Genomic DNA, 13,050 nt, shown 5'->3' on the forward strand with positions numbered 1-13,050 from the left:
GGCGAAGAATAATTAAAACAGGAACCTCCATGCTCGATTCGCTATTTCCGTTTAAGCGCAATTACTTAGATCGTAATGGCCATAAGTTGCATTATGTCAATGAAGGCCAAGGTGAGCCTGTGGTCATGGTGCACGGCAACCCCAGCTGGTCATTTTATTATCGCAATCTGATCTCAAGCCTTAGTCCGACGCACCAGTGCATAGTGCCAGATCATATTGGTTGTGGTTTGTCCGATAAGCCTGACGATGTCGGTTATGACTATACCCTGAAGAATCGTATCGACGATCTGGAAGCACTGCTGGATCATCTCGAAGTGAAAGAGAATATCACCCTGATCGTCCATGACTGGGGCGGCATGATAGGCATGGGCTTTGCGGCGCGTTACCCTGAGCGGATTAAGAAGCTGGTGGTGCTCAATACCGGCGCTTTTCATCTGCCTGAGGCTAAGCCTTTTCCCTGGGCGCTGTGGATCTGCCGTAACACCTTGTTAGGCACAGTGTTGGTGCGCGGTTTTAATGCTTTTTCTTCGATAGCTTCATACGTGGGCGTGAAACGTGCGCCTATGCCTAAGCCTATTCGCGAGGCCTATGTCGCGCCATTTAACTCATGGGCTAATCGTATCTCAACCTTGCGCTTCGTGCAGGATATCCCGTTAAAACCTGGGGATCGTAACTACGAATTGGTAAACGAGATCAGCGATAAACTGTCTAACTTTAGCCAACTACCTATGCTGATCTGCTGGGGATTGAAAGACTTCGTATTCGACAAGCATTTCCTCGATGAGTGGAAGCGCCGTTTCCCCAACGCCGAAGTGCACGAGTTTGCCGATTGTGGTCACTACATTCTGGAAGACGCCAGCGAGCAAGTGGTGCCCCAGGTGCAAAAATTCATGGCGCAGTAACTCAAGATAAGGTTGGCCAATATGTCACAGGGTATTCAAGCGGGCGCGAATCTGTGCCGTCATCTTCATCACGCCGCCGAGACCTTACCTGAGCAATTGGCGGTTGCCGTGCAGCAGGCTAGAGGTTTATTTACCAAACAGCTGAGTTATCAAGAGCTTAATTTTGCTCAGCTCGATGAGATGAGCGATACCTTAGCCCATGGGCTTAACGCCTACGGCATTAAGCGCGGTGATAAGGCTGTATTGATGGTTACCCCCAGCCTTGAGTTTTTTGCCCTGACATTTGCCCTGTTTAAGGCGGGGATTATCCCTATCTTGGTGGATCCCGGCATGGGGGTTAAAAACCTTAAGCAATGTTTTGAAGAGGCTGAGCCCGATGCCTTTATCGGTATCCCTAAAGCTCATTTGGCCAGACGCCTGTTTGGCTGGGGTAAGGCTAGCCTGACCCGTTTAGTGACCGTTGGCGGCAGCGCCCTGTGGGGCGGTACCAACCTGAAACAGCTCGCCGCTATGGGCGCCTCGAAAGGGCGCTTTACTATGGCGCAGCTAGATGATGATGAGATGTGCGCCATCTTATTTACCAGTGGCAGTACAGGAACCCCAAAAGGGGTTGTCTATTCACATCGCATGTTTGAGGCGCAAATAAGCGCCTTAAAAACCGACTATCAAATTGCGCCCGGTGAGCGGGATTTAGCGACCTTTCCGCTGTTCTCCCTGTTTGGGCCAGCGTTGGGGATGGCCTCTATCGTGCCGGACATGGATGCCAGCAAGCCCATTACCGCCAATCCTGATTATATATTTACGGCGATTGACCGTTATCAGTGCAGCAATATGTTTGTTAATCCTGCGCTAATTGAGCGTTTGGGACAGGCAGCTGAGGCCCGCAGCACTCAGCTCAAGTTAACTAGTTTGAGGCGGGTGATCTCGGCCGGTGCGCCGGCGACTATCGCCTCGATTAAACGTTTTAGCCAGATGCTAAATGCCGAGGCCCCGGTACTTAACTCCTATGGGGCGACCGAGTCATTGCCGCTTAGCATGATCGGCAGCAAGGCCCTGTTTGAGACAACAGAGGTTACCGACAATGGCGGCGGGATCTGTGTCGGCATGCCCATTTCCGGCGTAGAAATTAACATCATCGCCATAGATGAAGCCGAGATCCCCACTTGGTCACCGGATCTTTGTCTGCCAACCGGCCAGATAGGTGAGATAGTGGTGCGAGGGCCCATGGTGAGCCCTAGCTACTATCGCCGTGATAAGGCCACTCGAGAAGCCAAGATTTTCGACGAGCAGGGACGGCACTATCACCGCATGGGGGATCTGGGCTATTTAGACAGTCAAGGGCGCCTGTGGATGTGTGGTCGTAAGGCCCATAGGGTTGATTGCTATCTAGAAGGCAAGCCTAAAAGTTACTATTCCATTCCCTGTGAGCGCATCTACAACACCCATAGCGATATTAAGCGTTCGGCCCTGGTCGGCATTAAGGTTAGGGGAGAAGTAGCGCCACTCATCTGTTTGGAGCTGAAACAGGGACTAAGCTGCAGCAATGCGGCCGCACTCTATACCGAGCTGAGGCTGATTGGTGAGGCCCACGAGCAAACTCAAGGGATCAGCCGATTTCTTATTCATCCGGGCTTTCCGGTGGATATCCGCCATAACGCGAAAATCTTTAGAGAAAAACTCGCGATATGGGCCCAGTCAACATACAAGGAGTAGTCTGGCGTGACCATGACACATCAGAGTTTGGCCGACCAACTAAGTCTGGATGCAAAAGAGCAGGAGGCGCTCAGCCAGCTTGCCACTCACTGCCGTCACGCCTTCGTCACGGGAGCCGGCGGCTTTCTGGGCAAGGCGATATGTCAGCGCCTTTGCGCCGCGGGTATTCAAGTCACTGGCTTTGCCAGAGGAGCGTATCCCGAGCTTGAGGCCATGGGCGTGCGTATGATCAGCGGTGATATCTGCGATCTTAAGGCGCTAACCAGCGCCATGGCAGGTTGCGATCTGGTGTTCCATGTGGCCTCTAAGGCGGGGGTTTGGGGCAGCAAACAGAGTTACTTTGGCCCTAATGTGCAAGGCTGTGACAATATACTCAAGGCCAGTCAAAGCTTGGGGATTCAAAGTGTTGTCTATACCAGTACGCCCAGCGTTACCTTTGCCGGTGAGGATGAGTCGGGCATAGATGAAAGTGCGCCCTATGCCAGTCGTTTTTTGAATTATTATGGTGAGTCTAAGGCGATTGCCGAGCAGCATGTCACGGCCGCCAACGGTTCGCCATTATCCGGCGGTGGCCAGCTTAAAACCGTCTCCCTTCGACCTCATCTTATCTGGGGGCCGGAAGATCCACACTTGGTGCCCAGAGTGATCGCCAGGGCCCGCGCGGGCAAGTTGAAACTGGTGGGTAAAGAGGACAAACGGGTTGATACCATCTATGTCGGTAACGCTGCCTATGCGCATATCTTGGCGGCGCTGACCTTAAAGCGCGACCCGGAACGCTGCGCGGGGAAATGTTACTTCTTGAGTAACGATGAGCCTATCACCATGGCGGCGATGCTCAATAAGATCTTGGCCTGTGCGGCGCTGCCACAGGTCAATAAACGGGTGCCGGTTGCGCTTGCTTACTTGGCGGGCGCAGTGCTCGAGGGCCTTTACGGTTTGCTGGGTAAGCGCGAGGAGCCGATTATGACGCGTTTTGTCGCCAGACAGCTCTCTACCAGCCACTATTTTGATATCTCGGCCGCAAAGCAAGATCTTGGTTATCAGCCGCTCGTCTCTATCGACGAGGGGATGGTTCACCTTAAAGCCTGGTTGGTTAAGACTGGGCAGGTTTAACCAGGTACGCAATTGACCTGTCGTCTGTAATGCTTGACCTTCCGTCAGGCTCCTTCTTTGGCCGCAAAGCGGCGCTAAATGCCTTATAAGATCTCATTGGGCCCATCTTTGACTAATGTCTCGATGGGCCAAGTTGAGGTTAACCGTGGCTGATAAAATCTGCAGCTTCACTTGTCTGGGCGCCAGCTAAGGCGGCGACTTCAAGCATGGCTTGGGTGAGTCGACTGAGCTGGGTCTCGCTGATGGTGTAAGGTGGCATGATGTAGATAAACTTTGAGAAGGGACGGATCCACACTCCGCGCTCGACGAAGGCCTGCTGCAGTTTACCGGTATTGACACTGTTTTCCATCTCAATCACGCCGACGGCGCCTAAACAGCGCACCGCTTTTACTCCCTTAATCTCACGCGCTGGTGAGAGCTGTTGTTTCATCTGAGTCTGGATGGCTGCGACCTGATCTTGCCAACGGTTTTTGGCGATCAGATCCAGGCTGGCGCAGGCCGCGGCGCAGGCTAAAGGGTTGCCCATAAAGGTGGGGCCATGCATAAAGACGCCAGATGGCGAGTCGCTGATCCCTAGTGCTACCTCGTCGCTACACAGGGTCGCCGCCAGCGAGATATAGCCTCCGGTTAGCGCCTTACCCAGACAGAGAATATCGGCTTGAATATCGGCATGTTGGTAGGCAAACAGCTTGCCGGTGCGGCCAAAGCCGGTGGCGATTTCATCTAAGATCAACAACACCTTGAAGCGATCGCACAGGGCGCGCAGCCCTTTAAGGTAGTCGGCGCTATAGAAATGCATAGCGCCGGCGCCTTGCATAATGGGTTCGATGATCACCGCCGCTGTTGTCTCGTGATGGGTCTCTAGCAGTGCTTCCATTGCCTCGAGATCGCCATCTTGCAGTGGTTCGCCAAAGGGGGTCTTGGGGGCGGGTGCAAATAACTGCTTTGTTACCGCTTCGCCAAACATGGTGTGCATGCCGCCTTCGGGATCGCACACGCTCATGGCGGCAAAGGTGTCACCATGGTAGCCCTGCTTAACCGTTAGAATACCTTGCTTACGCGGTGCATTACGCCCTTGCCAATATTGCAGTGCCATCTTCATCGCCACTTCGACAGCAATGGAGCCTGAGTCGGCCAGAAACACCTTAGTCAAATTGTCGCTGGTCATGGCCAACAGCTTCTTACTCACCTCGATGGCGCTGTGGTGGGTGATACCGCCAAACATTACATGACTTAGGGTCGATAGCTGCTTTTGCATCGCCTCTAGGATATCGGGATGACTGTAACCATGGACACAGGCCCACCAGGAGCTGGTGCCGTCGACGAGCTTACTGCCATCTTCCAGGGTCAGTTCACAACCACTGGCAGACACCACACCATAGGCGGGTAGTGCCTGGGTCATAGAGGTATAAGGGTGCCAGATATGCTCTTTGTCAAATTGGTGATCTATGGGGGTGAGTGAAGACATAAAACTCCATGGTTAAATTTTAATCATTAGTAAACCAATTAAACTGGTTGGCGTTGACAGATTAAGACCTAAGGGTATGCTAAGCAACATAAATGTCGTCGGAGTTGATGGTTTCGACGTAAAAATTGCAAGGTGAGGGTTGGTAAATAATGTCCGAATTAGTCTTACGTCATGACTGGCAACGTGATGAAATTGAAGCGCTTTTCGCGCTACCTATGAATGATCTGCTGTTTAAAGCCCATAGCATTCATCGCCAGCACTTCGACCCGAACGAAGTACAGATCTCACGTCTTTTGTCGATCAAGACTGGCGCTTGCCCGGAAGATTGTAAGTATTGCCCTCAGAGCGCCCGCTACGATACCGGGCTCGAAAAAGAACGTCTTATCGAAATTGAGAAAGTGCTCACCGAGGCGAAAGCCGCCAAGGCTGCTGGCGCTTCACGTTTCTGTATGGGTGCCGCGTGGCGTAATCCCCATGAGCGTGACATGCCTTACCTTAAGGATATGGTCAGCGAAGTGAAGGCGATGGGTATGGAGACCTGCATGACCTTGGGTATGCTGTCTCCCTCTCAGGCAAAAGAGCTGGCCGACGCTGGTCTTGATTACTACAACCATAATCTGGATACCTCGCCAGAATATTATGGCGATATCATTACTACACGAACCTATCAGGACAGACTCAATACCCTGGACAATGTGCGCGCGGCGGGCATGAAGGTGTGCTCGGGTGGTATCGTGGGCATGGGCGAGCAGGCGAGTGATCGCGCCGGACTGTTGCAACAGCTGGCGAATATGGAGAAGCATCCCGAGTCTGTGCCCATTAATATGTTGGTTAAGGTTGCCGGTACCCCATTTGAGAATCTGGACGATCTCGACCCGCTGGAATTTGTGCGTACCATCGCCGTGGCCCGTATTGTGATGCCGCTTTCTCGCGTACGTCTGTCGGCTGGACGTGAAAAGATGACCGATGAGCTGCAAGCCATGTGTTTCTTTGCTGGTGCCAATTCTATCTTCTACGGCTGTAAGCTGTTGACCACGAGTAACCCTGAAGAGAATGAAGATATGACGCTGTTTAAGCGTCTCGGACTGCATCCTGAGCAGGGCCAGGCGGCAACGGTGGAAGAGGAGAAGGCGGTGTTTGCCAAGGCTCAAGCGGTTAAAGACAAAGCAAGCCAAGCTTTCTATGACGCAGCGGCGCTATAGTCGCCCAGAACCCTTATCAGAGGCATGAATCAGAGCCATGACCAGACTCGATCATAAGATCCTCACTAAGATGCAGGCCGCCGAGGCCAGGGGGTTGCTCAGGCAACGAAAGCTGCTGAGCCAAACGGCCCAATCGCCTGGTCTGATAACTCATGAGCAGGAACTTAAGCGTAACTTTGCCAGCAATGATTATCTGGGGCTGAGTCAGTCTCCCGATTTGATCGCGGCGTTGGCAGAGGGAGCTAGGCGTTATGGTGTGGGCAGCGGCGCTTCGCCACTGGTGACCGGCTATAGTCAGGCACACTATGAGTTAGAGCAGGCCTTGTGTGAGGACACAGGACATGAGGCGGCCTTACTCTTTAGCAGTGGCTTTAGTGCTAACAGCGCCCTAATGAAGACGTTATTTGATAAAGAGGCGGTAGTGGTAGCCGATAAGCTAATCCACGCCTCCCTTATCGATGGCTTATTAGAGAGCGGCGCCGAGCTTAGGCGATTTGCCCATAACGATTTAGCGGCGGCTCAGCGTCTGGTGCAAAAGCATCAGCCTGTCGCTGTCGTCACAGAAAGCGTGTTTAGCATGGATGGCGATCAGGCGCCTGTTCAAGCCCTGTATGACTTGGCTAAGGCGAATGACGCCTGGTTGATCGTCGATGATGCCCATGGTTTTGGGGTCTTGCCACTTGGCACTGGACAGGCGATGACTGCCGCTTGCTGTGATATTCAAATCGTCACCTTTGGCAAGGCGCTCGGCTGCCAAGGGGCGGCCATTTTAGGCTCTCGCACCTGTATTGATTTCCTGGTAGCCCATGCCCGAGACTATATCTATTCTACCGCCTTGTCGCCGGCTAATGCCTACGTGGCAAAGCAGGCGGTGCTGCGAGTGGGACGAGATACTCAGCTGCGTGAGCGATTGAAACAGGTGGTCGATTATTTTCGCTATGCTTGTCAGCAGCAAGGTATCGAGCTGCTCGGCAGCGAGACTCCTATTCAGCCTTTGGTGGTTGGCGCCATCGACACCCTATCTGAGGTGAATGCTAATCTTAAAGCCGCCGGATTTTGGGTGGGCGCCATCAGACCGCCCACAGTGCCTCAGGGCAGCGCCAGGTTGAGGATCACCCTCAATGTTAATCATAGCCGGGCCGATATCGATGCCTTGGTGAAACAGCTTAATCTCGTGTTGAGGGAGCAAGGCGTAACAGATAAGCCAAAGGATGCCTAATTAGTGAGTAGTAGACTTGTGAGTACAGCAGTCGAGTTTTCTGCCCAAGCTGGGGTCAGCTGCGCCGATAAGATAGCGCGGCAATTTTCCCAGGCGGCAAGCCAGTATCAGCGCCACGATCTCTTGCAGCGTCAAAGCGCGGCCAGATTGCTAACTAAGATCACGCCTCAAGGGCGTTTGTTGGATCTGGGGTGTGGCCCGGGCACTGCTTTTGACGATAGCTCAAACAATACCCAGGTGATAGGTCTGGATATCGCACCTGGCATGCTGTCACAGATGCAGGCAAGATTTCCCCATTATGGCGCCCTATGCGCCGATGCTCAGGCACTGCCCTTGCAAGATGCCTGTATCGATACGCTCTACTCAAACTTAGCCCTGCAGTGGTGCCGCGACTTTGACAGTGTTGTCACAGAGCTTACCCGAGTAGTGCGCGCTGAAGGCCAGTGTCATCTTGCCATAGTGGTCGATGGCAGTCTGCCAGAATTGCAAACTCTGGGGTTGAGAGTCAATCCCTTTGCCGAGCCCGATTCGCTTCTTAGCTGCTTCGATGAGGCTAATTGGCAAGTGGAAAGTGGCGTCGTAGAGTCCCTACAGGTGCATTTCGACGAGCTGAAATCCTTGCTTTACTCCATCAAAGGCGTTGGGGCTTCGGCAGCTGTAGATGGCGCTGCGCAGCAGACACAGTCGCAGCTTCGGGGACGTAAAGATTGGCAGGCGCTAAAGGCGATTGCAGAGGGTTTGCGTCAGCCACAAGGTATCCCGCTGACTTATAAAATCTTATTTATTCATGCCAGCCGCAAAGGTTAGCTGAGGAAAGCTGTTATGCGCTATTTTATCGCCGGAACCGATACCGACAGTGGTAAGACATTGGTCGCCTCATCCTTGTTGTATCTTGCCAAGCAGCAGGGCAGCACGCTAGGCGTTAAGCCCATTGCGTCAGGTTGCGAGTTGACCACAGAGGGACTTAGAAATCCTGATGCCTTGGCTTTAATGGAACACTCGAGTGTGCGCCTGGATTATACACAAGTGAATCCTTTTGCCTTTGAACCTGCGATTGCGCCCCATATTGCGGCTAAGCAGCTTGGGGTAAACCTTGATGCTCAGACGGTCGCTGAGCATTTAGCGTCGCTACCTTTGATGGATGTGGATTTTGCTCTGGTTGAAGGAGCTGGTGGTTGGCGTCTGCCCCTAAACGAAAATCTGAGGCAAGCAGGTAAGATCAATCCTCAAGGCTTTCTCTCCTATGTGGTGTCGCAACTTGATATGCCTGTGATCTTAGTGGTTGGCGTCAAGCTGGGTTGTCTCAATCACGCCTTGTTAACCCAAGAAGCTATCCTTAATGACGGCGTGAAGATTGCGGGCTGGGTAGCAAATTGTGTCGATCCTCATATGGATGTGACCAGTGATAATCTATCGACACTCACGACGATAATGCAGGCACCCTGTTTAGGTATAATCCCTTATCTAGCAGAATCTAACGCCGAGAACGCTGCGCAATATCTTGATTTGAGCAAGTTATCGCCTGAATCAGCGTCAGTTGAGTAATTATTAATAAAGATTAACGGCTTATCTTTTTAAAGCCCTTAAATTTAAGATTCGCTTAATACGGGGCTTCTAGACTCCACATCAAGATCTACACTTTTAGGCGTGGATACACTCTCAATCCCACTGCCTGAAAAATTTTTTATGATTCCCCCCTTGAACTCTGTCAAAGCGGACATATTATGTCAGTTAGGTAGACAGATGACACATAGGGTGTCTCATATAGAAGCTTATAGGAGCTGACATGAAGCGTATTTTTTTATTGATAGCGACAAACATGGCAATTTTGCTGGTTGCGTCAATTGTGATGTCCATTCTCGGTGTTAACACATCGACCATGGGCGGCTTGTTAGTGTTTGCGGCGATCTTCGGTTTCGGTGGCGCCTTTATCAGTCTAGCGATCTCTAAGTGGATGGCGAAAAAGACCATGGGTTGTGAGGTGATCACGACTCCTCGTGACAACATGGAGCGCTGGCTGCTTGAAACTGTTGCGCGTCAAGCCGATCAGGCGGGTATCAAGATGCCTGAAGTGGCTATCTATCAGTCGCCAGAACTCAATGCCTTCGCTACAGGTCCGAGCAAAGATAACTCTTTGGTCGCCGTGAGTAGCGGGCTGTTATATGGCATGACGCAAGATGAGATTGAAGGGGTATTGGCCCACGAAGTGAGCCATGTGGCTAACGGTGATATGGTGACCCTGACGCTTATCCAAGGCGTGGTAAACACTTTTGTGATCTTTGCTGCCCGTGTAGTGGCAAGCATTATCGACAACTTCGTTTCCAGCAATGATGAAGAGGGCGAAGGTCTAGGTATGTTTGCCTACATGGCGGTTGTGTTTGTGCTTGATATGCTGTTTGGTATTCTGGCCTCTATGATTGTGGCTTACTTCTCTCGTATTCGTGAGTTTAAGGCCGATGCTGGCGGTGCTAAGTTGGCGGGTAAGCACAAGATGATCGCAGCCCTTGATAGATTGCGCCAAGGCCCTGAAACGGGTGCGATGCCAGCGCAGATGGCGGCTTTCGGTATCAATGGTAAGAAGTCGATGGCTGAGCTGTTGATGAGCCATCCGCCACTTGAGAAGCGTATCGAAGCGTTACGTGCCCAGTAAAACAGGGTAGATTAAAATGAAACGGGAGCTAATAGCTCCCGTTTTTCGTTTTTATCCATCAATTGCCATGATGAGGATCTCGACTTGCCAAATCGCATGATATTAGTGTGATTTAGATCAAATTTGTTTGTAACTCTGTGGTTTGCGGCATAGATATTTGATTAAGTGCACGTTTTTAAGGAATTGCTGTTGTTACTATCGCCGCTAGAGAAAATTTGCCTATTTGCAAAACCTTAGCTATTTTAAGCTAAGTTGTGCAATTAGGAACAAGGCATGATGGGATATAACAACTAGACCCCACACAGCCAAACCAAACATAAAAGAGGATATTATCGTGAGCAATAAAATATTAAGTGCGTTATTTGGTGCAGGTTTGGCGGCACTTGCCTTGTCTCCTGCGGCAATGGCTGAACCTCAGGAACTTGCAGAAATGCACGCTGAGATGGAAGGTTGTGAAGCATGTCACGCCGATGGCGAGCCTTCTGCAGATGGTGCTCACGAGTTTGAGCAGTGCCAAAGCTGTCACGGTACCTTGTCTGAGATGGATGCAGTGCATAAGCCACACGACGGTAATCTGATGTGTGCTGACTGTCATGCTCCTCATGATTCTAACGTAGGTGACAAACCGACTTGTGACAGCTGTCATGATGACGGTCGTACTGCTGAATCTGTGCTGAAGTAAACAGATTTATAATTTGAAAAAACACCGACTTATCGTCGGTGTTTTTTTATGTCTGCAGCAAAGCGTAACTCCTTCCTTCTTCTGTTTTATTGACTTTCCTATCGCCGTTACTCTCTTTGCTTACTGCCGAATTTAAGTCGCTGAGACTCCTGTTTAGTAGAAAAGTATTAGTCCTATTTGCTGAATAGATACTTTGGCTAACTGGAGTTAATACTCATTGTGGACGTACAAGCTGTGACTTAGATAGATAATCTTGGCCACTAAAAGCAATCTGGTGCGTCAAATGACCCTAACTAAGCAGATGATTCCTAGTTTAAAAGCCGTTTTTTTGCGCAGTATAGTTAGCCGGTATTTATTTTTATTACTGAGTTTTGGCTTAAACTCGGCGTCAGTTGCTGCTGCGGATCTTAGTGAGTTTAATGAGTTAGCAGGTGGCGGTGATCAGGCCATTATTTTCCAAAACGGAAATCTTTTACAGGGTGAGATAGTACAAACCGGTGTAGATAATAACGCAAGAATGTCACAGCTGGGCGAGGCAAATAACGCGGATCTTCGTCAGCAAGGGATCGGTAATCAGGCCTATTTACTACAGCAGGGAGAGGCTATTGAAGCCAGTTTATTGCAGGTTGGCGTTAATAATAGTTTGATCGTGTCGCAATTGGGCGTGAGTTTATCGGTGGATGCCGAGCAACTAGGTAATGACAATCGCGCATTTGTACAACAATCTGGCGCCGACAATGGGGTGACTATTTACCAAAATGGCTCGGGTCATGGGGTTATCGTTACTCAGTGGGGCAATGCACAGCGGGCAACTATTACCCAGGGTTATCGTTAAAACCCGTGAAATGATGAAATGTCGGGCGAATGTAACCTAGGCTAACGAATTATTCTGCTCATGCTTCATAAAATTAGCGCAATTAAGATGTTATTTTTTAAATCTATAGTTGTTATGATATATCGGTTGATGGAATACGCTAATAGCTAGTGACATGGAGTGAGCAGGATGTTCAAAGTGATAAATTGGGTAGTCGTTTCTCGGTCGCAACTCTTGATCGATCTATTGGAGACACGTTGGCCACAAGAGTTTTTGGTTAAATTGACAAAAGTGGCGCCTGAGTCTGTAGAAGTGACTATGAGTGAAGGGAATTACTCATTGGTTGTGATTGATTTGGCGACGATAGATGTACAGCGTGCCTATCAGTTACAAAAACAGATAGAGAAACGCTATAGTGCCCGCGTTGTGTTTCTACATTACCCCAAACTCATCGATGCACGATTTTTAATTTCTCCCATAACCGCCGCTGTATTTTATGGTGACGCCTCGCTAGAACAGATAGGTAAGGCGTTGGCGAATGTGCTGCGGGGGCAAACTATTATTCCTGCTGATTTGCTCAGTGCCACTTTGGATCAGGAACAGCTTGAAGGTACCGATAATCTTACCATTCGAGAGCGCGAGGTACTGCAAGCCTTGTTAACCGGCAGCACCAATGTGGACATTGCCAATCAGCTGTTTGTCAGTGAGAGCACTATTAAAACTCACCTTTATCGTGTGTTTAGAAAAATAGGTGTGTCGAGTCGTGGTCAAGCTATTGCTTGGGCACAGACGCATCTGCATGAGGTACAGCAGTGATAGTCTTCGGCCGCTTACTCTTGTTAGCGGCCATTTCGGCACCCGTTTATTGTCAGGTGCCTGATGTGGAGGAGCGTTCTCGCATGGCCGCGCAGAGCACCAGTGATGCCGCGCCTAGCCAGGAGTCAGATCTCATCGATGGTTTGATCCTCAACCGCGCTATGACGCGAATAGGCCATAGGTTTTATCGAGAATTTGTGGCCGCCTATCGCGATATTGGCGGTATGACGGACCATGGCGGCTTAAGCATTGTCGAGCTGGCTACAGCGCGAAGCGGTAGCAAGATCAGTGTACTACACAATCGCAAGCCCGTGTTTGTGACAGTCGTTTCACCGGCAAGCCGTCAGCTGGATAAGCTGGCACTTCAGTCGGCAAAGCGGGTTGATGCGATTTTGAAGCAAAATAAGCAACAGGCGAGCTGGGCTCAGTGGTTGGATCCCGATTTAGCGCCTGATGAATTTTAATAGGGAT

The 13,050-nt window shown here is 50.7% G+C and carries 13 protein-coding genes; 12 read left to right on the top strand and 1 reads right to left on the bottom strand.

Features of this window, described 5'->3' with window-relative positions; all coding sequences use genetic code 11:
* The first annotated feature begins 29 nt into the window (after positions 1-29).
* From L2712_RS12330 to oleD, 3 genes are read left to right on the top strand one after another with little or no spacing between them, the layout of a single operon-like run.
* Positions 30-902: an alpha/beta fold hydrolase gene (locus tag L2712_RS12330; protein WP_033538256.1), complete on the top strand. Its 873-nt coding sequence runs from the start codon at positions 30-32 to the stop codon at positions 900-902.
* 21 nt (positions 903-923) lie between these two features.
* The gene (gene oleC, locus L2712_RS12335) at positions 924-2,615 is read left to right on the top strand and encodes an olefin beta-lactone synthetase (protein WP_248977947.1); all 1,692 of its coding nucleotides are present in this window, start codon (positions 924-926) and stop codon (positions 2,613-2,615) included.
* 12 nt (positions 2,616-2,627) lie between these two features.
* Positions 2,628-3,728: a 2-alkyl-3-oxoalkanoate reductase gene (gene oleD, locus L2712_RS12340; protein WP_248977997.1), complete on the top strand. Its 1,101-nt coding sequence runs from the start codon at positions 2,628-2,630 to the stop codon at positions 3,726-3,728.
* A 139-nt stretch (positions 3,729-3,867) separates the two neighbouring features.
* On the opposite strand, the gene bioA is transcribed toward oleD, so the two are convergent.
* Positions 3,868-5,196 carry an adenosylmethionine--8-amino-7-oxononanoate transaminase gene (gene bioA / locus L2712_RS12345; protein WP_248977948.1) on the bottom strand — a complete coding sequence of 443 codons (1,329 nt, stop codon included), beginning with the start codon at positions 5,194-5,196 and terminating at the stop codon, positions 3,868-3,870.
* Between the two features lie 149 nt (positions 5,197-5,345).
* Between bioA and bioB the strand changes: the two genes are divergently transcribed.
* From bioB to L2712_RS12390, 9 genes are all read left to right on the top strand, one after another.
* The gene (gene bioB, locus L2712_RS12350; RefSeq protein WP_033538260.1) at positions 5,346-6,398 is read left to right on the top strand and encodes a biotin synthase BioB; all 1,053 of its coding nucleotides are present in this window, start codon (positions 5,346-5,348) and stop codon (positions 6,396-6,398) included.
* A 37-nt stretch (positions 6,399-6,435) separates the two neighbouring features.
* Positions 6,436-7,617, top strand: coding sequence for an aminotransferase class I/II-fold pyridoxal phosphate-dependent enzyme (locus tag L2712_RS12355; RefSeq protein ID WP_248977949.1), 1,182 nt, complete (start codon positions 6,436-6,438; stop codon positions 7,615-7,617).
* A gap of 3 nt (positions 7,618-7,620) precedes the next feature.
* The gene (locus L2712_RS12360) at positions 7,621-8,424 is read left to right on the top strand and encodes a methyltransferase domain-containing protein (protein WP_248977950.1); all 804 of its coding nucleotides are present in this window, start codon (positions 7,621-7,623) and stop codon (positions 8,422-8,424) included.
* A gap of 15 nt (positions 8,425-8,439) precedes the next feature.
* Complete coding sequence (bioD, locus tag L2712_RS12365; protein WP_248977951.1) at positions 8,440-9,162, top strand: dethiobiotin synthase; 723 nt, start codon at positions 8,440-8,442, stop codon at positions 9,160-9,162.
* 241 nt (positions 9,163-9,403) lie between these two features.
* Entirely contained in the window at positions 9,404-10,267 is an 864-nt protein-coding gene (gene htpX, locus L2712_RS12370) for a protease HtpX (RefSeq protein ID WP_033538264.1), read from the top strand.
* Between the two features lie 334 nt (positions 10,268-10,601).
* Positions 10,602-10,949: a tetraheme c-type cytochrome CctA gene (cctA, locus tag L2712_RS12375; RefSeq protein WP_033538265.1), complete on the top strand. Its 348-nt coding sequence runs from the start codon at positions 10,602-10,604 to the stop codon at positions 10,947-10,949.
* 283 nt (positions 10,950-11,232) lie between these two features.
* Positions 11,233-11,784: a curlin gene (locus tag L2712_RS12380; RefSeq protein ID WP_248977952.1), complete on the top strand. Its 552-nt coding sequence runs from the start codon at positions 11,233-11,235 to the stop codon at positions 11,782-11,784.
* A gap of 168 nt (positions 11,785-11,952) precedes the next feature.
* A complete protein-coding gene (locus L2712_RS12385; protein ID WP_033538266.1) occupies positions 11,953-12,579 on the top strand; it encodes a response regulator transcription factor in 627 nt (208 codons plus the stop codon).
* Positions 12,576-13,043, top strand: coding sequence for a curli production assembly/transport protein CsgE (locus L2712_RS12390; protein WP_248977953.1), 468 nt, complete (start codon positions 12,576-12,578; stop codon positions 13,041-13,043). Before L2712_RS12385 ends, L2712_RS12390 begins: the two co-directional genes overlap by 4 nt.
* Positions 13,044-13,050 lie beyond the last annotated feature (7 nt).

The sequence above is a fragment of the Shewanella marisflavi genome (assembly GCF_023283925.1).
In the GTDB taxonomy this organism is placed as follows: Bacteria; Pseudomonadota; Gammaproteobacteria; order Enterobacterales; family Shewanellaceae; genus Shewanella; species Shewanella marisflavi.